26 protein-coding genes are annotated in these 21,919 nt (G+C 41.6%); 20 read left to right on the top strand and 6 right to left on the bottom strand.

What is annotated here, in order from left to right; genetic code table 11:
* Positions 1–74: 74 nt before the first annotated feature.
* The 11 genes from H6799_02975 (at position 75) to H6799_02925 (ending at position 9,802) form a co-directional block, all read left to right on the top strand.
* Positions 75–350, top strand: a complete 276-nt coding sequence (locus H6799_02975) for a metal-sensitive transcriptional regulator (GenBank protein ID USN97850.1) — start codon at positions 75–77, stop codon at positions 348–350.
* 17 nt (positions 351–367) lie between these two features.
* A complete protein-coding gene (locus H6799_02970; protein ID USN97310.1) occupies positions 368–631 on the top strand; it encodes a hypothetical protein in 264 nt (87 codons plus the stop codon).
* Positions 631–1,434, top strand: coding sequence for a hypothetical protein (locus H6799_02965; protein ID USN97309.1), 804 nt, complete (start codon positions 631–633; stop codon positions 1,432–1,434). The genes H6799_02970 and H6799_02965 overlap by 1 nt, the downstream gene beginning before the upstream one ends.
* A gap of 181 nt (positions 1,435–1,615) precedes the next feature.
* A complete protein-coding gene (locus tag H6799_02960) occupies positions 1,616–3,550 on the top strand; it encodes a heavy metal translocating P-type ATPase (GenBank protein ID USN97849.1) in 1,935 nt (644 codons plus the stop codon).
* Between the two features lie 24 nt (positions 3,551–3,574).
* Entirely contained in the window at positions 3,575–4,048 is a 474-nt protein-coding gene (locus H6799_02955; protein ID USN97308.1) for a hypothetical protein, read from the top strand.
* A 466-nt stretch (positions 4,049–4,514) separates the two neighbouring features.
* Positions 4,515–5,195, top strand: a complete 681-nt coding sequence (locus H6799_02950) for a DUF305 domain-containing protein (protein USN97307.1) — start codon at positions 4,515–4,517, stop codon at positions 5,193–5,195.
* On the top strand, positions 5,155–6,351 hold the full coding sequence (locus H6799_02945; GenBank protein USN97306.1) for a CHAP domain-containing protein: 1,197 nt from the start codon (positions 5,155–5,157) through the stop codon (positions 6,349–6,351). Before H6799_02950 ends, H6799_02945 begins: the two co-directional genes overlap by 41 nt.
* A 24-nt stretch (positions 6,352–6,375) precedes the next feature.
* A complete protein-coding gene (locus H6799_02940; GenBank protein ID USN97305.1) occupies positions 6,376–6,900 on the top strand; it encodes a DUF3105 domain-containing protein in 525 nt (174 codons plus the stop codon).
* Positions 6,901–7,023: 123 nt separating this feature from the next.
* Entirely contained in the window at positions 7,024–7,692 is a 669-nt protein-coding gene (locus H6799_02935) for a M23 family metallopeptidase (GenBank protein ID USN97304.1), read from the top strand.
* A gap of 41 nt (positions 7,693–7,733) precedes the next feature.
* Entirely contained in the window at positions 7,734–8,153 is a 420-nt protein-coding gene (locus H6799_02930) for a DUF305 domain-containing protein (GenBank protein ID USN97303.1), read from the top strand.
* A 503-nt stretch (positions 8,154–8,656) separates the two neighbouring features.
* On the top strand, positions 8,657–9,802 hold the full coding sequence (locus H6799_02925) for a hypothetical protein (GenBank protein USN97302.1): 1,146 nt from the start codon (positions 8,657–8,659) through the stop codon (positions 9,800–9,802).
* Here H6799_02925 and H6799_02920 read toward each other — a convergent pair.
* Positions 9,799–11,070 carry a recombinase family protein gene (locus H6799_02920; protein ID USN97301.1) on the bottom strand — a complete coding sequence of 424 codons (1,272 nt, stop codon included), beginning with the start codon at positions 11,068–11,070 and terminating at the stop codon, positions 9,799–9,801. The genes H6799_02925 and H6799_02920 overlap by 4 nt on opposite strands.
* A gap of 80 nt (positions 11,071–11,150) precedes the next feature.
* Here H6799_02920 and H6799_02915 point away from each other — a divergent pair, with 80 nt between their 5' ends.
* The 4 genes from H6799_02915 (at position 11,151) to H6799_02900 (ending at position 14,292) form a co-directional block, all read left to right on the top strand.
* Complete coding sequence (locus H6799_02915; protein USN97300.1) at positions 11,151–11,501, top strand: hypothetical protein; 351 nt, start codon at positions 11,151–11,153, stop codon at positions 11,499–11,501.
* Positions 11,502–11,531: 30 nt separating this feature from the next.
* A complete protein-coding gene (locus H6799_02910; GenBank protein USN97299.1) occupies positions 11,532–12,218 on the top strand; it encodes a hypothetical protein in 687 nt (228 codons plus the stop codon).
* 87 nt (positions 12,219–12,305) lie between these two features.
* Positions 12,306–12,881, top strand: coding sequence for a hypothetical protein (locus H6799_02905; GenBank protein USN97298.1), 576 nt, complete (start codon positions 12,306–12,308; stop codon positions 12,879–12,881).
* Positions 12,882–12,999: 118 nt separating this feature from the next.
* Entirely contained in the window at positions 13,000–14,292 is a 1,293-nt protein-coding gene (locus H6799_02900) for a hypothetical protein (GenBank protein USN97297.1), read from the top strand.
* Between the two features lie 9 nt (positions 14,293–14,301).
* Here H6799_02900 and H6799_02895 read toward each other — a convergent pair whose 3' ends face one another.
* From H6799_02895 to H6799_02880, 4 genes are all read right to left on the bottom strand, one after another.
* The gene (locus tag H6799_02895; protein USN97296.1) at positions 14,302–14,616 is read right to left on the bottom strand and encodes a hypothetical protein; all 315 of its coding nucleotides are present in this window, start codon (positions 14,614–14,616) and stop codon (positions 14,302–14,304) included.
* A 253-nt stretch (positions 14,617–14,869) separates the two neighbouring features.
* A complete protein-coding gene (locus H6799_02890; GenBank protein ID USN97295.1) occupies positions 14,870–15,439 on the bottom strand; it encodes a hypothetical protein in 570 nt (189 codons plus the stop codon).
* Positions 15,440–15,495: 56 nt separating this feature from the next.
* On the bottom strand, positions 15,496–16,023 hold the full coding sequence (locus H6799_02885) for a hypothetical protein (protein USN97294.1): 528 nt from the start codon (positions 16,021–16,023) through the stop codon (positions 15,496–15,498).
* A complete protein-coding gene (locus H6799_02880; protein ID USN97293.1) occupies positions 16,010–17,362 on the bottom strand; it encodes a DNA modification methylase in 1,353 nt (450 codons plus the stop codon). The genes H6799_02885 and H6799_02880 overlap by 14 nt, the downstream gene beginning before the upstream one ends.
* Positions 17,363–17,700: 338 nt before the next feature.
* Between H6799_02880 and H6799_02875 the strand changes: the two genes are divergently transcribed.
* From H6799_02875 to H6799_02855, 5 genes are all read left to right on the top strand, one after another.
* The gene (locus H6799_02875; protein ID USN97292.1) at positions 17,701–18,729 is read left to right on the top strand and encodes a hypothetical protein; all 1,029 of its coding nucleotides are present in this window, start codon (positions 17,701–17,703) and stop codon (positions 18,727–18,729) included.
* A 10-nt stretch (positions 18,730–18,739) separates the two neighbouring features.
* Positions 18,740–19,363, top strand: coding sequence for a hypothetical protein (locus tag H6799_02870; protein ID USN97291.1), 624 nt, complete (start codon positions 18,740–18,742; stop codon positions 19,361–19,363).
* Positions 19,364–19,437: 74 nt separating this feature from the next.
* Positions 19,438–20,016 carry an alpha/beta hydrolase gene (locus tag H6799_02865; protein ID USN97290.1) on the top strand — a complete coding sequence of 193 codons (579 nt, stop codon included), beginning with the start codon at positions 19,438–19,440 and terminating at the stop codon, positions 20,014–20,016.
* Between the two features lie 63 nt (positions 20,017–20,079).
* Positions 20,080–20,220, top strand: a complete 141-nt coding sequence (locus H6799_02860) for a hypothetical protein (protein ID USN97289.1) — start codon at positions 20,080–20,082, stop codon at positions 20,218–20,220.
* Positions 20,221–20,402: 182 nt separating this feature from the next.
* The gene (locus H6799_02855; GenBank protein USN97288.1) at positions 20,403–20,918 is read left to right on the top strand and encodes a hypothetical protein; all 516 of its coding nucleotides are present in this window, start codon (positions 20,403–20,405) and stop codon (positions 20,916–20,918) included.
* 114 nt (positions 20,919–21,032) lie between these two features.
* On the opposite strand, the gene H6799_02850 is transcribed toward H6799_02855, so the two are convergent.
* The gene (locus H6799_02850) at positions 21,033–21,878 is read right to left on the bottom strand and encodes a hypothetical protein (GenBank protein ID USN97287.1); all 846 of its coding nucleotides are present in this window, start codon (positions 21,876–21,878) and stop codon (positions 21,033–21,035) included.
* Positions 21,879–21,919: the final 41 nt, after the last annotated feature.

Below are 21,919 nucleotides of genomic sequence, written 5' to 3'. Positions count from 1 at the left end.
GGATACTAATTCAATATTCTAATACAGCTAATTTCAAGTTTGCATTATACCCCATGGGGGTATATACTGAGAGTATGATTCAAGATATTAAAAAACGCGCAACGCATCGATCAAAAATTATTGAAGGTCAATTTAAAGGTCTCATTAAGGCTATTGAAAAAGAAGAATATTGTATGGATATACTTATTCAAAGCCTTGCGATACAGAAGTCTTTGTCGTCATTAAATAAACTTATCCTCGAAAATCACATTCGTACTCATGTTAAAGATAATCTACGCTCAGATTCCGAAACTGTTCAAGAAGAATCTATCGCTGAGCTCTTAAGCTTGTATAACCTCAATAATAAGTAACACGAAGGAGTCTCCTCATGAAATTAACAAAACAAAGTCTAAGCAAATCATTTGCATTAACTACGGGTATACTGTGGGTTTTGTGTTCGGGGATCGTTGCACTACTTCCTGACTTTTCAAGAGATGTGACTCAGTGGTGGGTGCACGGCATGGAGCTATCTGGTTACAACATTACTTTCGGGAGCTTTGCGCTTGGTGGTGCTACTATTGTCGCCTCTGCGTGGCTAACAGGGTATATTCTTGGTTGGAGTTTGCAGCTATTTAGTAACGAGGTGAAGTAATGAAGAGCCTGACTAAAAAGTATCTGATTGGGTTGAGTATATTATTTGGAGTTTTATTCATTGCGTCCTGTATCTACGGCTACTTATACGCCACTTCTCCATCTAATATTAGAAATCCAAAATATGAGCATTATCACATGCGTACGCAAATAATTGTCGATGATCAGGCTGTGGACTTTACAAACAAAGAATTTCAAGAATCCTATGATGACACTTCTTGTAGCGCGGAGATACCAGCGGAACCCGTAGACTTTCACGATGGAATGGGTCAGATGACCCACGTGCACTGGAAAAATCTGACAGGTGGTCAGTTCTTGAAGTATTACGGCTGGAATCTTACAGGTGGAAGCGATGATGTGATCGGCAGGCGTTACGATATGGGCATGATGAACATGCAGACCGTTAAAAGACATGGCAACTTATTGCCATCTATACCTGAAGATTCTAACTTCTACATATACACTGGCGATGCAGATAACTACCAAAAGAGGGATTGGAATGAATTTTTAAACTCGAATATGGAAGACTTCTTCAGTAAGGAGAGTAGGATTACTACTAGCACTGAGTCATCCAACTTCAGTATCAGTGATTTATTCTTCAAGAAGGCGTATGCACACGGTGAAGCTAAGCAGAACAGTAACATGTCTCCGGAATCTACAAAGACTGACGAAGAGCTATCCACGATTAACAACCTTATAGGGAATGTAGTTATTTTTGTACAAAAAAGTGAGCCAACTGAGCAGCAAATTATAGACCGATTCAATAATTTAGTACCACTTAGTGAATCAACCTGCGGAGGATAATATGAAACACGAACACCAAACCAATACGAAGAAGATAGTCTACATTTGTCCAATGCACCCTGATGTAGTAGAAGATCAACGTGGAGCCTGTCCAACCTGTCACATGGCACTCGAAAAAAGAACTATTGAATCAGGCCACGAACATGGAGACCATGATAAACACGCCGGTCACAACCCGAACATGTTTAAGCAGAAGTTTTGGGTCTCTCTCCTACTAACCTTGCCCGTCTTATATTTTTCTCAGACTATTCAGGATTTAATTGGTTTTACAGCACCTTCGTTTACAGGTAGTCAGTATATTCCTGCCATTTTGGGCATCACCATATTTTTCTATGGCGGCCTGGTTTTCTTGAAAAGTGCTAAAGCTGAGATCGCTAATCGACAGCCTGGCATGATGACGCTTATCTCTATGGCAATTTCAGTTGCCTTCGTCTATAGCTCTTTGATTACTCTAAGCATCGTCGACGGCATGAGTTTCTGGTGGGAGTTAGCCTCTTTAATAACCATCATGCTACTCGGACATTGGTTGGAGATGGCCTCGATCAGCAATGCCCAAGGCGCTTTAAAAGAACTGGCTAAGTTACTGCCTGATGAGGCTGAACTCATTACCACTAGTGGCACTAAAACCGTATCTATTAGTGAACTAAAAGTTGGAGATAAGGTTTTAGTTCGACCTGGCGCAGGCATACCTATGGATGGACTGGTTGTTAAAGGCGAATCCAAAGTTAACGAATCAATGCTTACGGGAGAATCTAAGCCAGTTGAAAAATCTAAAAATGATCAAGTTATTGGTGGCACAATTAATGGCAGTGGCTCACTGACGATAAAAATCACAAAGGTTGGCGATGATACTGCACTATCTGGGATCATGAAGATGGTTGCTGACGCACAAGCTACTAAATCAAAAACTCAGTTGCTAGCCGATAAGGCCGCGTCATATCTCTTTTACTATGCTCTACTTGCCGCGTTTATCACAGGTTTTGCGTGGACTGTGTTTGGTGATGTCAGCGCCAACTATACACTGGAGCGTATCGTCGCTGTACTAATCATTGCCTGCCCTCACGCACTGGGCTTGGCAATTCCGCTAGTGACAGCTATCTCCACCTCAAAAGGTGCCAATGCTGGTCTACTCGTACGCCAACGAATGGCACTGGAATCAGCCCGTAATATAGACGTGGTATTGTTTGACAAAACCGGTACTCTTACCAAGGGCGAACAAGGTGTGACACAAGTTATTGGAGCTGATTCTAAGCGTATCTTAGAACTTGCCAGCGGAGTTGAGCAAGAGTCAGAGCATCCAATTGCTCGGGCAATCGTAGCGGCTGCAAATGAGCGTAAGCTCAAGCCAGCTAAAGTGACGGGTTTCTCGGCACTAGAGGGCCGTGGTGCAAAAGCTAAGATCGGGAATAAGGTACTGTATTTGGGCGGCCCACAACTGTTGAAAGAACTAGGAGTTACGCTAAGTGCATCTTTTGCTAAGGCAACAAGTGAGGCTAACGAAAACGGTCAAAGCATAATTTATCTTGTTGAAAACAACCAAACTCTCGGGGCATTACTTATATCCGATGTCATTCGAGAAGAGTCTCGCAAAGCAGTCGAGGAGCTACAAAAATCTGGTAAACGTGTTGCTATGATTACAGGTGACTCTGAAGGCGTTGCAAAGTGGGTCTCGAGCGAACTAGGTCTAGATGAGTATTATGCAGAGGTTCTGCCAGGAAACAAGGCTGACATAGTTAAGAAGCTTCAATCCGATGGATCGATAGTAGCCATGGTTGGCGACGGTGTGAATGACGCCCCTGCTCTAACCCAGGCAGATATCGGCATTGCTATTGGGGCTGGTACTGATGTTGCGATTGAATCGGCCGGAATAGTCCTGGCTAGCAGTGATCCAAGGGGCGTCGCCAAGATCGTCAAGCTCTCAAAGAAAACGTACACTAAAATGGTCCAAAATCTTATCTGGGCAACGGGTTATAACTTGCTGGCAGTCCCGGCAGCTGCGGGAGCATTTGCATCAGTTGGATTCGTACTATCACCAGCGATCGGCGCGGCTCTTATGTCGCTCTCCACTATAATAGTAGCTGCTAATGCTCAGTTACTTCGACGTGTTGAGTTATAATAATAAAATAAGCGAGGAGTAGATATGGGTAAAAGAAAGAAGGTCTTGTTGAGCACATCAGCCTTGCTCGTAACTCTGATTAGCGGGGCAGTTATAGTGAATTTCGTACTGAGCCAGGATGATACAAAGCCACAAAGCACTAGGCAACAAGAAGACGTAGTATCACAATCCACCGAACCGGCTATAGAACCTAGTCAAACTGAGGAAAATAGCATACTTACTATCAACTATGGCGAGGATGGCTATCAGCCCAGGATGCTCCAGGTCAAAAAAGGACAGACAGTAAAATTTACTACGACAAGCGAAGTCCCAAATTGGGTCGCCTCTAACCCTCACCCCGCTCACACCGATTATCCAGAGTTCGACACGGGACAGATTTTGGGCACCTTACCCGCTCCTGGGGATGAAACTGAATTCACATTTGACAAGGTAGGCGGTTGGGGTTTCCATAATCACAATCAACAAGGACACACAGGTACTATCGTTGTAACTGAGTAAACAAATTTGATACTCCGATTATTTGATATATAATATAAAAGCTTATGCAAAAAATTAATAGTATTACAAAATATGTAAAAGCAATATTAGCAACTACGCTCGTACTGACTGGCTTGCTTCACTTTGTGAATCCATTACTAGTTTCGACTACTCACTCAGCACATCAACCAAGTATGCCCTCACACGCAGCCACGTCGGTTATTGATTGTTCACAGCAGTGTCCTGTTCTAAGTAGTGAAAAGCAAATCATTAATCAGACCGAGAATGATGATAAGGACCCAATCGCGCCGTTTTTGGTAATCGTAGGGCTAATAGGAGTAGTTTACTCTGTGTATTTATTGCCCGATTTACTTAAACAAGCAAGACGCATCACTAAAGTACCTATATATAAACAGTACTCGTTATATCGAATTTAAACAGTCTTCTACTCGCATTTTATTAACTTAAAAGTAGTAGGTTTAGTAGTATGAAGAAAAGTAAAACAATCGGTTTAATTTTAGCTGCGGTAGCTGTAACGATGACAATTTGTGGATTATACGTTTACTACCAAAGTAGAAACACAGATAAACAGTCCGTAGCCTCACAGTCACCCGTCAACGATACCAATGCAATGGCTGGTATGGATCACAGTATGAACAGTATGAATGCCGAGCTTGAAATGTTAAAGGGCGATGCTTTTGATGAGAAGTTCTTAAGTCTTATGACAGAACATCACGCCGGGGCAGTCGACATGGCTGGCTATGTCGTTTCAGATGCTAAGCACCAAGAGTTACGCAGACTAGGGGTTGCGATTAAAGCCGATCAACAAAAAGAGATCGACCAGATGAGACAATGGGCAAAACAATGGGGCTACACCTTCACAGAGCCGTCTCAGCAAGCACTAGATGCCATGAGTGCTCCACTCAAAGGTAAGAAGGGCGACGATCTAGATAAGCAGTTTATAACTGATATGAGTATCCATCACAGTGGTGCACTTGAGATGGCACAGCTTGCACTGACTAATGCTAAGCATGTAGAGATAAAAGACTTTGCCAACAGAATTATTACTGCACAAACCAAAGAGATTATAGATATGACTGATTGGGCAGCAGCTTGGAACTACTCTCTTGAAGAAAATTCAAACAATCCTCACACCCCAAAAAATTAAAACAAAACAACAAAGGAGAGTCATGAAAAATACGAACGTGTCATCAGTACAGCGTCTCAAAGCCTCGACTTTTAAGTGTGCAGCAATCATTTTGATTGTAAGTAACGTTTCGACACCTCTACTAGCCAGAGCGCAGTCAATAGATGCTAAAATCAAAGCTCTTGAATCTCAAAGATCAAACGACGAAACAAATTCAAACCAACTTGGCACTCAGGCAGACGGCATTCAAGACACAATTTCGGATCTACAGAACCAGATTGCTTCTATACAGGTACAAATCGACAGCAATACTAGCAAAAAAGCCAAGTTAAACGAAGAGATTGATGTTGCTCAGCTAAAGCTAGTTGAGCAAAAAGATCTGTTGTCGGCTAATATTCGATCAATGTATATCGAAGGCGATATTTCTCCACTTGAGATGATAGCCTCAAGTAAAAATCTTGGTGATTTCGTCGATAAACAAGAATATCGTGATCGTATCAAAGAAAATATCTCTGACACAGTGGACGATATTGAGCGGCTAAAGAAACAGCTAGGCGAACAAGAGAAAGAAGTGGTTAGAATTTTAACTGAACAAAAGTCTCTAAGTGGGGCGTTGTCACAAAAGCAAGGTGAAGCTAATGTTAAGCTGGCACAAACCAATCAACAGAAATCTGCATTTGATGCAGCAGTTAATAGTAAAACTAGCAAAATAGCCAGTTTACGAGCGCAACAGTTAGCTGCTAATCAGAGGTCTTCAGGCGGTGGTGGCGGTGGACAAACTATTTCATCTGGTCAAAGTGGCGGTGGGTACCCAGATAAATGGGCATACGCAGCACAGGACTCACTAGTCGATAGCTGGGGGCTATATAACAGAGAGTGTGTAAGCTATACGGCATGGAAAGTATATCAATCTGGTAAAAGAATGCCTTACTTTGGTGGACGAGGTAATGCCAAGGAGTGGCCTTCAACAGCTCAGAGTTTCGGAATCTCTACAGGCTCAGTACCTCGTGCACAGTCGGTTGCTATATCGTATGCAGGTCCGTATGGACATTCCATGTGGGTGGAAGAAGTGTTAAGCGGTGGCAGAATGCGAGTAAGTGAGTATAACTTTAACGTTGATGGCCGTTACACCGAACGAATAATTTCTAGTAGTGGCTACACCTACATCTACTTTTAACATAGCAATTAATTAGAGGAATACATGAAAAATCTTAGATTTATAATTATTTTAGTGATGGTGCTGGGTGGTTTTGTTGCCCTCTATGTCTTTACGTCATCTCAAGGCAGCACCGAGCCACGACCAGGTACAGCACAGAGTGACGAAGGGCGTGAGCATGTCTCTACTGGTAAAATTGTATCTTACAAAAATACAGTACCTACATCAGGTACCCATAGCGTTCAGCCAGCTGCTTGGGGCGTTTCTCCTACCGAGCTACCCGATGAGGCCATAGTGCATAATATGGAGCATGGTGGCGTTGTAGTGAGCTACAGGCCTGATGCCGATAAGGCAACTGTAGAAAAACTGACTGCACTGTTATCTAAGCCCTTTAGTAATAAGAACTTTTTGCCCACTAAAGTCATACTAATGCCAAGAAGTGGACAAGAGTCGCCCATTCTCCTTGCCTCGTGGAGGAGAACACAAGAGCTTGATAAGTACGATGAACAACAAATTATCACGTACTACACCAATAATATTGGTAAAAGCCCGGAACCGAGAGCAAGTTAAATTTTGCGTAAAAGGATAAGGAAAACCAAATTTTGGCTAATAGCCTTTATTCTGAGTATATCTACAGTAACTGGTCTGTTAATATACCAGAGACAGCACGATGCTCTATCTGCTCACAAACCTATGCTGAGTCTTCCATTCGCTCAAGGGGCACAGATAGAAGTCACAGAGGGATGGATATACTCAGACGACGAACAAAAAATACATGGGAAGCAACTCCATGGTGCAGTTGATATTGCAGCAAATCGCGGCACACCAGTCTATGCGGCAACAGACGGTATTGCCTTCTCTTCGTACCAATACGAAACAAGCGGTGAATGGAAAGGTAAAATTGTGGGTCTGGGCTACGGAAGATTTGTGCAACTCTGGGATCCAGAGACTGATACGTTTACACTGTACAGTCATTTCGAAAATACTGCCGGAAATATCACATACATTACACCTGAAAAAGATGGTAAGAAGTGGAATACCCCACTAACTCAGCTTCGCGATAAACAACAGTTATCTAAAGGGACTACTATCCAAAAAGGAGACCTTCTAGGTTATGTAGGTGACTCTGGACTATCTTGGGGTTACGATGAAACACCTGATTCCCGACCAGATCCAAGAACATATCCATCTTGGGATGAGCCCCATCTACACTTCGAGGTATTTCATTATGACGTCAATGGGAAATCTCTTCTCGATCCGTACAATTTAAAGTCTACAGGCGATAAGTACGATGTCGACATGCTGAATCCAGGAGCACTATGGTTAAATGATAATCAGAATGCGGTAAAATATGCTCGTTAATATTCACTAAGCTATGAATTCCAGCCAATAAGGAGATTATTTTGAAATTTAAATTAATAGTTCTAGTAATTGTGAGTTTAGTTCTAGGTATTGGAGTAGGTGTTGTTGGGACAAGAGTAGTCGATAAATCTAACAGTGCTGCTACGGATAAGGCTGAGCTAGTAGAAACTAATAGTGACGGTTCTGATCAAGTCAAAACCTTTGCAGAAAACATGAAAGTACTACGTTCAAAGCAAGGCAAGGAGTTCGACAAGGAGTTTATCACCCTAATGATGGGTAGTAGCCAAGACGCTATAACAATGGCTAGTTTCGCATCCGAACAGGCTGACAAGAAAGAAGTTAAGGCATTTGCAGATTCCACCAGAGAGACCCAAATAGACAATATTAACCAGCTCAAGAGTTGGTATAGTGAATGGGGATTTTTGTTAGAAGATCAAGAAAACAACCCCGATATACATTAACTCGACTCTAGTGTCCACTATCAAGTGATTGGTCAACTAGAAAGTTGAAACTAAAGCAATTATGTATCCTGGTAAATTTAATTCGAGACGATATTTCTCAAAATACCACCTAGCTACTGCCTTAATTATGAGACACTCTAAATATAGCCGTTTCGTGTCTCATTTGTCTCATTTACCCCTGTAACAGGTTTCAGACCACTATGCTCAGCCAAAAATTCGTAACAGAGGTAGACCCGGTTCCATGATCGGGTTTTGTTTTACCTCTGATCTGTTAATTAAGTTCGAATCCTTTTGCCTATCTTTACATTAGGTTCGAACCGTATTCACGTACAGTTTTTATCTCTCCAAACTCTGATAAACTTGGTTCTAACTCGACCGTAAACTCTTATAGCGAATGGACACCTCAGACCGCGACCGCGTTCCATGACCAGTGTATTAAAAACGTTTGAATATAAGGCTTAAGCTTGTCAAACCAATGTTAAATAGCTCAGAATGACGTATATATGCGCGAAATCCACTTTGCAGAAAGGCCTGAGCATCTAGAGCGATTCCAAGACTTACCTATTCTTGCACTCTATGATCTTGGTATGCGGACTCAGGGTCCGACAAGATACAGAGAGATTGAGGGTCAGCGTGAAAAAGTACAATACAGAGAGTACTGGACCGCAGGCATACCACCGATTGTAGAAGAAACTGGGGAGCCCCTTATCCGTGCGCCTCAACTTCCTGGCGTTCCTGTTATAGGCACACGGATAGGTGTTGATTACTATTCAGATCTTTGGGAGAAGTACCCGGAATACATGTATTCTGATTCCCACTTTGTAGATATTGTGCCTGTTCAGACGCGAGTATTAGAGGAGTCTCATAAAGCGCGTGAAGTCTCGGATACAGCTCAAGCTGGTGAACTTGGCAGGATAGCGCTAGATGCGATTTTGAGAGAACAGCCTTTGGGGTCATTCGCATTTATTGGAAATGATACGATTCTAGAGTTCTTGAGAGGTTATATAGATGAGTCGGAAGCAGAAAAAGAAAAATCTATGCCCTGGAGAAGCAGTAGCGACTATCTTTTGTCACGAGCTGACGCAGATCTAGTCCTACTTATTACCAGCGCTTACGCAGGAGGAGTAGAAACCACTGATCTGCCTGTACCCGAGGAGCATCGATATAGGGCTCTACTCAACGCCGCAGGAGTATTTGCCTGGTATCATACTGGCTCACGTCGAGAGTTCGATATACCACGTAAGCCACTAAGTGAGTTTGGTGGTGATGAACGACGGCAACAACTAGAGATTGAGTTGTCCCATCCACTACACTCTGTGAATGGGATGTTTCATCGGGGCCATTACGAGTTCTTGAAGATGCCATACAATCCAAGTATCGCTTACTTCCTAAATGCGTACGGTGCTACTGAAGAAGAGTTCACGGAGATTGTACAGCAGGTCTGGTATATGCAGACATACTGGTTTGAAGCATCTCAGAATGCACGGAGCATTAATGACCACTTCGATAGGCCACCTAACCCCGAAAACGCTAAATTATTTGTAGCCCAGACACCAAGGCAGGATATTGCTTATTATAACGATATTATTGCTGCAACCGTACATGCAGGCATTAATCCATACGGACAACCGCTAGATCTACGGCACTAAAGCGTCTGGAGGGTTCTGTCTCGTATAACAAATCTACTTTTTATACCCTTTACTAATGCACCCTGTTCCTTGTACGAGCCCTTCATTAGCACGTACGTTGAGTACTCAGTCATTGGATCGAGCTGACCGTAATCCATGCCTCTAATCTGCAATGCCGCCTCTACTACTTCTGTATGAGCGAGCGCTTTTCTGGCCAACTCATCAGTGATCTCTATATCTTCGGTATTTTGGGCTATAAAGCCGAGTAGCTGATCCTTTAGGTCTCTCTCGTTCATGAACTTTTCAGAACATTCAGGATCAACCTTTCGAGTGCACCTGTAATATACGTGGCGATTAATGCTACCGTCCAGCAGGTGTTTAAACTTTTCTTCTGCGGTTATACTTGCACCGCACGATCCGCATTTAAATATCTCTTTGAAGGCGAAGTTCTTTGTGCCCCAGGCAGCCTTTAGTGGAATAAGCCTTGTATCTTGAATCTGTTCAAAAAGCGCTTTACTAACTAGTGGCTCGTGAGCACCTTGATAAACCTTGCCACTCCCTTCTGGATATTCAAACTCGCCATAATAAAATTGGTTATTGAGAATCACATATACCTGGCTGAGCGTCACTGCTTTGCCCGATTTATTAGTAAACTTTATTTCATCTAGCCATCGTTTGATCTGCCGGCCACTCCAACCTTTTACGGCTTTCTCAAATAGCTCAGTTATTATGTGCCCACGATCAGGATCAACAATTATATCTTTAACTCCGCTAAATGAGCGATTTATATATCCAATCGGAGCCGTTCCTGGTCGCCATCCCATTTCACACTTTGCCCGAATGCCACGCTTTACGTTAATACCACGGTTATCATTTTCTAGCTTGGCTTGAGAACAGAGAATCATAAGTAGGAATTTTTCATTCGGATTGTTGCCGAATGTTTGTGAGAAAGTTCGTATTTGCAGCAGCTTCTTTTGGTCCATAAGATCAACAATTGATCCGAGGTCGCCAGCATTACGTGATAATCTATCTGGCGCCCAGGTAAGTATCGCGTTGAACTCGCCGTTTTTAAGTCCAGACAGAAGCTCATTATACGTGTCTCGTTGACCAGACTCCTTGGCAGATTTACTTTCATATTTAGTATCTGTAATTAACAAGCCCTCGCGTTGTGCGAGGGCTTTCATTTCCTTTATTTGAGAATCAATACTCATTGCCTGACGCTCATCTGATTCAGATGATTTTCTTGCGTACAGGCAATATTTTAATTGTTGAGTATTGTCGTCCAGCATGGCTGCAACGAACAATCATACCGCGAAGGTTTTAGGAAAGCTAGACTGATATCCATTTGCATGTATAATTGGTTTGTAATATGGCCACAGACGAAAAAACAAGTACCCATCGTAAAGGTAAAACGAAGATTAGTGGTGTAGAGCACCTTTTGGAGTCTTGGGTAAAATACGACTTTGACAGGGATCTTTACATATTAAGAGTCCAGACATGTGCCATAGGTTCTGACCATGCTGTTAATTCTAGTAGTTTCAGAATTAGCAAAGAATTTATAGAGGACAACCTAGGAGATGACCTAGGTATAGAGCACCTTGGACTACTTAATCACAAGATGCTTCAGACTCATGCGTCCGAAATACTGTCACCGGCCTCAAACACGTCCGGTATTCAGGTTAGGGAATGGCTAGTGAATTGCTCTAATGTATCTAGCTAATGGAGACTTAATTATTAAGTAAAGATTAATATGGATATAGCAGCTGAAGATCTTAAGAAAGAGCTAGTTGATACCGCCACTAACCCTAATTATTCAGACTTACTACAAGACTATGCAGAACTTGGCCTAGAGGCCGTTACAGACAGTAAGTTTGTAGACGCTATTCCGGCAGTCAAGTCTTTCGTAGCCATCGTTAAGGGTTCTGTTGATATAAGAGATAGGATATTCTTAAAGAAGTTTGCCAAGTTTCTTGCAGAAGCTAACAAGCTGGCCGCAAACGAACGCGAGGAGTGGTTGAAGAGAATTAAGGTCGGTCCTAATAATATAGAAGAGAAGCTAGCGGACAAGCTCGTGATCATGGTTGATTCAGTTAATGACGAGTACAAGGCATCTGTCATTGGTAAGCTACTCAGGGCATTCGTTAGTGGCAGAATATCGACGGTAGAAGACCTGTTTTATCTGACAGAGTTAGTAGAGAGTTGCTACACGAACGTACTTAAGGGATTATCTGAAGGTAGGGAATACTCAGATGAGGTACTATTCCGCGTCGGATTAAAGCACTCCAGCAACCAGAGTATAAGTGAGATAAAGAAATCAATCGATAGGGACGCTGAGCTCGCGAGCAGAGGAATGACATCATCAGCAGCTTTGTCTCCTCAGTCTGCTGACTATACAAGTGCTGGTATGCTCTTAATTAATATCTTAAAAAGCCCATAAGGCACTAGTATGCACCCCATTAAGGAATTATAAGTAGAGCTCAAGCGTCTCAAGAGGCATGTTAACTTTCTGGAAAAGAGGTTTAGTATGGCTGTCGCTAGAGACTTGGCAGCCTGTCTTAGGAATTGGGTCCAGCTTGCCGAAACTATAGACAGCTTAGCCACCACTGAAGGTTGGAGCCTAAGCTTTAATAAGCAAACCGTCCCAAAGGACATAAAAAAGATGATGGCCGGAAAATCAAGTGAGTTGTTCCACCTACCTGGCGCAGCCTCCTCTAAGGGCATTAAAATATCTGAAGTTACAGTAACTTACGGTAAGCTCACTCAAGAAGATGTTAAGAAGGCTTACGAGTTGGGTAGAAGCACAATGCCAGCTCCTGTGCCTACGTCTTTTGAAGGTTGGCTCAATAGCTCATCGTACAGGGTTGTCCACGAAGGAGTTGTTACTGACATTCCTCGCAAAGTCTTTATAGATAGAGCTGCAAACTTGCTCGGGGGAACTCATCCCATGAGCAACTTTACCGAGTCGGAGCATGCAACTTGGGCAGACCCTTATATAGTAGACCTAATGAATACCCAGGTTGGATTATGGCCGGTTCCATATTCGATTCTGATGGAGTCTGCGCAGGAAATAGTGAGAGTCTTTGAACCAGTGCTAATTTAACTTAACTTTCATCCCTGCGCTATCTTATTTGGTTGAGTATTTTTGTCCAACGTGGTTGTAAACAACAATCATAACGCTAAGATATATAGAAAGCTACAATATGGGTTAAGATATATCTATGAATAAGAGAGGAATAAGAGCAGAAGAGCTTTATACAAAAGCTGTTGATTGTTGGAAAGATAACAGAAGCATCATGGGTAATGCTTTTGACGTATACTCTGAAGCACTTTTTCAGTCTATTTACGAACATTCCAGTATGCCGATTGAAGAGCTGAATCTTAGATATAGCATATACAAGAATCAGTTGAGTGATTGGATAAAAAACAAAAAAATGTTTGCGGTGGAAGATTTTATAAAAGATTCCGAACTTAGGCTCAATAAGAGGAAAGTAGAAACCCATTCGTTTTATTTCGGTATTCATGTAAAGATGTCAAAAACCACGGATTTTATTTTTAAAAAGGAAGTGAATGTCGGTGGAGTTAACATAAGAAGAGCGTCCTATCACGAGGTGGCATCGATTCCTAGCAACAGTTACCTGAAGCAACTTGAGGAAGACTATAAGAAGATAGGCTACAAAAGTGAATCATCCCTAAGATTGATCCTTAAGGATCAATCTGTTTATTTTAAGGCTACTACTGAGTCATTAGACTACATCGTTTCTGCGAATAAGGTTATGTCTGCATTTGCGACACTAAGCGCTGCCGCCTCAATAGCACAGGAGAGGAATACAAAAGTTCAATATATGGGAAGTGACAAGATAAAGAGTAGGAAACCAATCCAAAATCCACGCGTCCTATATTGGATCGAATCAAAAAATGGCTTTGATAGTATCCTTAATGAGGTTGGGTCGGAAGTCAATTTATCAGAAGCCAGCCTAACCTTTACGGGCAATGAATATAAAGTTAAAGCTTATAAACGCTATCTAAACATTTTGAGGAAAGCAAACCCATCGCCAGTAGAGAGGCGCATCAAGGAGTTTGTGATGGAGTTTGACAGAGCCTTGAATGTAAATGACCCACATTTACGAATGTTGTCGTTTTGGAGATGCATAGAGCTAGCCACACGGCACTCCAATGGTGCCACTAGATCACAGAAAGATATAATTCGAATTATATCTAAATTCTCTACGGATGATTATTGGAAGGAGCAGGGATGGCTAATACTAAATGCTCGTAATAGGTATGTTCATGAAGGTACAGAGTTCAACCATCAGAGCAGGGATGATTACCTTGGTTGGCTGCAGGACTATACCGGGGCAGCACTTAGTCAGTTGATGTGGATGAGATCTCAGAAAATAGGCTCAATGGATGCTGGAGAGCTAGATGTTTTCTTTAATCTATACACTCAGTCTAAATCAGTATTTAAAGTAGCGAGGAAAATGTCTAACGCACTTGCAAAAAGTTCAGGGTAGGTTCAGCGTTTATTTACTCTGTTTTTCTTCTTGAGCTCGAATAGCCTGCATTAGCTCCCTATGCTGTAGTGCATTCCTTTTACCTTTTCTCCCAGATCTTCTGATCAATCTATACGGCACCAATAATATCCCGAATATTATGTACCATACTAATACTACTATCCATGCCATCGCTATCAACATGAGAGCCACAGGAACCAATAGTATCCACTTAACAAATACATTTGGTACTAAGTCTGTAATCTTCCATATTCTAGCAGCAGAACCAGCCAGTGACATTGGTGCCGCGACAACCACCTTTTCTGATGCTAACTTTTGATCCATATAACCTCCCTTTGGTTATTAACTTTATTAATTAACTTCCAGGAGGTTATTTCTCTTTATATACATAAAAAAGGACAGCCACGCTGGACTGTCTAGGACCCAAACAAGCAGTTATGCCTATTCTTTTTTACGTAGCTGCCCTTTTAATGGCACAACTACATAAATGATCGAGTCACTCTGTTTGTTTGGATGTCCTAGACATTTTAGAGTATACCGCAAAGGTTTTAAGCTAAGCTAGCGCTAGAATCATAACTTAAGATGGTAGAGCAGCTAAGTTGGCATCATTAAATTCATATCTTTGTCGTGGCGGATCTTTTAGCTGGGCAAGATGCGGAAATACTGAGTCAAGCGGAATTACACCGGCAAGCTCAGGCGGTAACCATGTACTCCTGAGTCTAACCATCTGATTGCTCAGGCTACCTACTGCAGAAATGCCTACCGAATGGACATATCCTTGAGCACCTCCATGGCATCCCTCCGTCATTATGTCCACTACAACCCTGCTAGAAGACGAGAGAAGATCACATACCCTATCTCTAAACTCCTCAATTGATCTAAGTCTTTCAAAAGATATGTCATCATATGAGTATCCTAGTTCAGTAGCTAAATACCCATACAAATCCTTCAACATGGGATTGACCCTTCTAAGTCCTTGGCCTTCAAGAGAGCAGACTACATCTACTGTATCTCTATATCTTCGGTATACATCTCCACTAAATGCATGTCGTGGTGAAAGCTGTTCAAGCGCCGCAGGAAAACAAGTCGAGGTTGTTGGCCCAGTGTGTCCATTAGCGACATTACGTCTATAGCTAGAGACGCTCATTACTTAATATTAATAGCAATAAATACATATTCTACGCAATATCCATTATGACAACACTATTTCTTACTCCTCCCAAAAATATGCGAGATATACTTAGCACTCAATAACCTATTAACCTCCTCGTCCACGGGCGTACCTTTTTGTTTCTTCTCCTCTTGGCTAGCCGCCTCAATTAACTTCTTCTCCAAGACTTCAGTTGGAACTAGCTTCCATAAGTATTCTTCTAGGGAATACAAGAAGCCAAATGTTTTTCTATTTTTATCTTCAAGTCTTTGCAGTGCATCATTATAGTCTCGGCTATTCATTGATCTGTATATATCGCTATTATTCTTCAGGTAAAACTCAATTGCTCTTTGGTTGTTGCCTTCAATATTCTTAAAAAGCTTAGACTCTGCGAAATCTACCATATTAAATCTTCCTAGCTGTATAGCTTCATTAATCTTAAACCTAAACTCAAGATCTTCGTTATACCACCTATAAAAAGTAGCACGGGGCAATCTAACCTTGCCGCAGGCACTAGATATAATCCCGGTTTTCTCTAATTCTTCTATCAATTCTTTCTCTAGTTTTTTAGTTCTCCTCATTTTCACTTAACCTTGATATTAATTCACGCTTCAGTCCAGTTTCCTTTTCCCAGCGTCTAAGTGCTACTTCTGCATAAACAGGTGACTTTTCCATAATGAAGCATCTCCGCTTCAATCTAGTTGAGGCAATCAAAGTAGAACCAGACCCACAGAATGGCTCTACCACTAGATCTCCTATCTTAGTTAATACCTTTATGTACGGTATCAATATCTGCAAAGGTTTAGTGCCAAAGATAATTCCTTGGCCTGAGTTCTTCTCATCATCTGAATTAAACTCAATAAAGTCCGTAGGCTGGAACATCTTATCTTTGCCTTTTGCATATCCTTCCCACTGAGGCCTTCCTGAGATTGCATAAAGTGCTGTCTCAAATTCTTCTTGAAGACCATCTGGTTCTTCTTCGTGGTTATATTGAACCTCTCCAGATCCTCCCACCATGGCAATATCATGTTTCGAAAAGAACTTATACTTCGCAGCAAAGTTTTGGTGCCTATTGGCAAGGTGCCAAACGATCATATTCTTAATTTTCCAATGTTTCTCCATTTCATTCCAAATGGTTCGAACATTCTTCCAGTTCTCATAACATATGATAGAAAAGTCCGGCTTTGCAGCCTTGGCAATATTAGCCATCCAAAGTTCAGTAAAGTCTTCTGGAATTTCATCCGTTTCTAAGTATTTTCTATTTCGCTTATTGCCAAAACCTTCCGTTGGTTTTCCATGATGTTTAGCGTTTAGATAGTCTAGGATGTACGGCGGATCTGTCATGCACATATCCGCCTTATCCTCTCCCATTAGAGTAGAGAAGTCTTGCTCAACAGTTGAGTCTCCGCACATCAGCCTTGAATCACCGAGTGCATAGACATCTCCTTTTTGAACTGTAATCTTCTTAATATCTAGCTTCTCAAGTTCTTTAGTTAGATCAAATGTATCTTCTTTTAATAAATCTTCTGTATAGATTTCATCAAGCTCAACGCTATCAAAACCAACATCAACGAGTAGATTCTGGTCGAAGTCTTTAAGAAGTTCCAAGTCCCAATCCCCCAAGTTCTTATTAAGCCTTAAATTAAGCTCTTTTTCTTTAGCTTCATCCTCTATATTGATGTATACAACCGGAACTTTATCGTACCCCAAGTCTTTAGCTACCTTAAGTCTAAAATGACCTCCAATAACAATGTTCTTTCGTTTCTCGGCTCCATTCACTAGAATCGGATCTACTAACCCAAAACTCCTAATGCTTTCGCTTAGTTGCTGAATCTTTTCCTCACTCCACTTACGCGGGTTATATTCCGCGGCCTTAAGCACGTCTATAGCGACGTGCTGTATTCTAATTTGTTCGTCCATACTTTTTTGTTCCCTTTCTTTAAGAACGTTAAAACAATACGATTAAATCGCATCTAAAATACCTAAGAACTACCTATTTAGGGTATCCAGGTTAATAATTAATATGTTTGTATTGTTTTTGTATTTGGACGTATTTATCTGCTTGTGCCGTCGCACTCTATAATTTCAATATTTTCTGTTAATGCCTAACAGCCGGCAGGTTCAGCAGATATAATTAATCTGTATATAAACATAAGGATAACATAAGTTCACTCATTATTCACTTTTTTACGAAGAAAGCTTTTAATTAATGCTTAAGCTTGTGTTGTCCAAACAAAGGTGCAAGAATTGTAAGTAATATGAGTAGAGATGTAATTGTTAAAGAGTTTGGTCCTGAAATGGCTGGACAAAGAGTAGGCTGGGTTACCACTCAAGTAGATGAAAGAGAAGATTCAGATTATGTACATGTTAATCTGGCCGTAGGTACAGTTGGAGAAGAGGGCGCTACGTATAGTTATGCTGATCTATCTGAAATTGGCGGAGGCAAGGGGTACCATCAACTCTCAACAATAGGAATAGTTAACGGATTCAGTATCGAAGCAAGCGTGTCAAGGTCAGAAGGAATCCATCCTCATGATGGGTATGCTTTCGAGAGGCAAGATAAGGGAGGCGACACAGGTCGTTTATTCCTTGGGGGTGCCAGTAGAGTTGTGCGAGAAATGGAAGAAGCTGATAAGCAATGGGCTCTCACTGCGCCGGAGCTAAAAGATGCCATAAGAGAAGCCATGCAAGAAGCTGATATCTTTGCTCACTACCCTGCTCTTTATTATTTAACGAATGGCTTAATGTGCCATGGCTTTTTCTTAGAAAGGGCTAGAATTAGCACGACAGAAGTCCCGGGAATGCTTATTGCCGATCCTGAGATGGCAAACACGACAGAGCAGCAAATCGAGACAGCTCGTAAGGTGATAACTGAGTTACAGACCAATATAGAGACTGATGAGCTAATGCTTAGCAGGCTAACGGTCAATTCTGATATACCTGCTGGAGAAGTTCCAGATGCCTTCGTAACAGCACGAGAATCAATCAATGCACACGAAGTAACAATGGCCAGAACAGCAGAAGGATTAATAGCCGCCAGTCTAGTCTATAACCCAGTAGGACATGGTCCCGGCAGTAGGACATATCCTTTTATGGGTGCTCACCCTGGTGATAAAGACCGTGACTTTGCTATTGAGCTAAAGGCTCTAAAGGCCAAGAATATAGCTCCGGCTAATCATGAGCTTGGCAAGGAGCTTAAGGAGCTCAGAGCAAGAATGCTTTGGGCTCAACAAGGTTGTGCCGTTCTGCGTACACTCAACCTGGCCGAAGACGGAGTTGGAGTCTAAAAAGTAGCCTATGCCTGGTCTCTTCGAATCGACTGGAGTTAGAGAAACACAAATACTGCAGGTTCCTTCTGGCGATGTGATAGACCCTACTGTAGATATGCCAAACGGCAATGGTGTGTATGGCTACCAGGATAAAGGACATCCCCGACCAGAGTTGCTAGCACCACGTAATGAAGATACCGGTGGTTTTCTATTCCTTCCAACTGATGTTAGTCCTGAGTCCATAGACATGCTAGTAGCTTTGGCTGGTATGGCAAGTACTGAGCACAGAAGAAGAACCATGTATGGTGTACAAGCTATTGATGCCCCAGAAGGTATGGAGGCAAGACTGGGTTACTTAAGAAAGTTGGTCATAGCAGATAGATTTGCACTAAGATTCTTGTACCGTAGTCTGGAAGAGGGTGATTATGATAGTTTTTCTGAGCAACCTTTAGACATAGCCGAGCTGGTTAAGGCTTTCATAGAGGATGAGAAGGCTAAACATGGGACCTATTTTACTAGCCCTACTCTAAACGGCAAGTTTGGTGGTGATGGAAATTTCGCAAGGGAACAACTAAGTTTTGGTTTTGCCATAGAGAATAGCTATCATGGCGTTATTTCTGTATGGAGTCGAGCTTGGCTTGTAACAAAGTAGTCGCAGAATAGGTATTGGATTAAGTAGTATATTGTTAGTGATAATGAGTAGTTCTGTAAGCTATAATTGAACATATGAAGAACGCGATACTTGTCCCCGGAAGACCCGACAAAGATGAACATTATGATCCCAAGCGCCCTAGTAATAGTGAGGATCACTGGTTTAGCTGGCTAAAGCGCCAATTAATACTTAAAGATATCCATGCGGTGTCCATCGAGCCACCATTCCCATTTAGGCCTCGTTACAACGAATGGAAAAAAGAGTTTGAACGATTTGATATAACAAACGATACCATTCTGGTTGGGCATAGTTGTGGTGGTGGATTTTTAGTACGTTATTTAAGCGAGCATAAAGATATAAAGGTAGGTAAAGTTGTTCTTGTGGCACCGTGGGTTAATCCGCTTGAGTATGAAGTCTCCGACACAGCCAACTTCTTTGATTTTGATATAGACCCGGAATTCCCCTCTCGAACTCAAAGCACCACAGTATTTATATCAAGTGATGACGAGCCAAGCGTGGTAAAGTCAGTAGAAATACTCAAAGAAAAGGTGCATGGAATTAGTTATCGTGAATATACCGATAAGGGGCATTTTGTAACGAGCACTCTTGGTGGTGAAGTATTCCCAGAACTCTTAAGCGAAGTGCTTTCATGACGTTACCAGCTAGTACAATCATTGTTACCTAAACTGATACCCTATGATCTGAGTCCCAGAAGGATGGGTACTGCAAGACAGTCGACAATAGACACAAAATTTGAAGACGTCGGCTTTATACATGCTACAAACCCAGATCAGACAATTGCTATACCTAATAGGCACTTTAATGATCGGGATGATGTTATATTTATGGGCCATTAAACAATAATGCTGCTTATAAAACTCTTAAACCACAAAAAATACAGGAGTGTATGTAGATTTTACAAAATTAGCACATTTATTAGTGTCCCATTTGTCTCGTTTTAAGCTGTTAGAAGTTTTCAGACTGCGACGCCAAGCCACGATACTTGACTATACTAGCTTAGTATACTATGATAAATATCATGAGTAGAAGAAACCGGCTTAATCATAGGAATAGTTTTTCAAAAGTACTATTCAGCCACCCTGTTGGACCTTTAGCAACAATGTTTGTGACAGCCGTTAGCGTTTTGAGTATTAACTCGCTACTTCACTTAGATGATCAAGACCCTGGTTATGTTGGACCAGATCCCGTGGCGTGTCTTAGTGAAGACAGTCAAGGCACGGTGATATCTCCTAAATTGTCAGAACGTAGATTTATCCATGAGGTTCTTAAATTCCAAGAAGCATCAGGTACCACTTTAACTGACAAGTCTGCACATCATGCAAACTGGACGTTCCAGCACAAAGATACGATCCGTACTCTTGATGATGGGTCTGAGTTGCTGTGTACAATCCATTCTAGTGAATCGTACGAGAAGGGGCTCAGTTTTGTAATTACTCGCTCAGGACAAGTGGCTTGCGAACGCTATGATGAATGGATTGCTGATCAGTCATCTGATACGAGTCAGAGCTATCGATCACTCGAAGAACTCTGCTAGATACTGTATAACTCAGCCAAAATAGGATAGGGGTAAGACAAAAATTTGGTAGCATTAGCAAGTTCAGGACTAGACTTGTTTCTCAGCAATTAAATAACTACTAAGCTTTAGTCATTACGACTTATGCCTCTTTTTATCTTCAGGAGTTTTAGTTGAGGGTAGGAATGATCTTATAAGAAAGTTTTGAACAAACATTATTATACCAATCCAGAATAAAATGCTTAGCGTTTTGAGTGTTTCCGCAGCAAGTACATTTACACGACCTGAGTTTAAGGCGAAATTTGGCCATATTAATCCAAGTATAGCCGTGGATGCAGTTGCCCTAGCTCGATATATCCCTCCATGTCCTGACTGCACCAGAGTCGTTTGGGCAAATATCATTGTCCCTATAATTAAGACTATCCCCAGAGTACAGATAGCTTTTGATAAAGCATGGACTCTAACTTGAGATGCAACGTTACTATCAAAAACTATAAGTACATTTTTTTTAATACTACTAACCGCCAATATAAAAACGGTGATGAATATACCAAGTAAGAACCCAAATAATAGACCTAATAACAATATCATCGGCCATATAAGAAGCATCAAAAGGGCAAGCTCAGTTTTCAAGAGGATTAGTGACGTCAAAGCGGGTGCAGTAAAGGCAACAGCTGTTAGTATCTTTTGGGTAACATCAGATGGTAGCCTAGGTACCTGTGTTTCATAAGATTTATCACCTTTGAGGTCTTCGTTTCTTCGCTGAATCTTATAGTTCTTAAAAACTAGGTGAATAGTCATAAGTATCCCACTAAGACAGGCTATTCCAAGCCAGTAAATATAGATGTTTGAAAGGTTATTTATATCTAAGAAACTATTCTTAGATATGTTGCGATAAGCCAAAACTGAGATTACGCTACCTATTATGGTAATGACATAAGCTCCGTACCAACTCAGGTTTAGAAGTTTTAATTTTTTCATACTACTGATAATTAATATAGCGTATTTCTAGTTAAGGTTCC

It is taken from the genome of Candidatus Nomurabacteria bacterium, from assembly GCA_023898665.1.
Lineage (GTDB): Bacteria > Patescibacteriota > Saccharimonadia > Saccharimonadales > HK-STAS-PATE-42 > HK-STAS-PATE-42.
The sequence above is the reverse complement of the archived record's forward strand: the minus strand, read 5'-3'. Positions and strand labels throughout refer to the sequence as shown.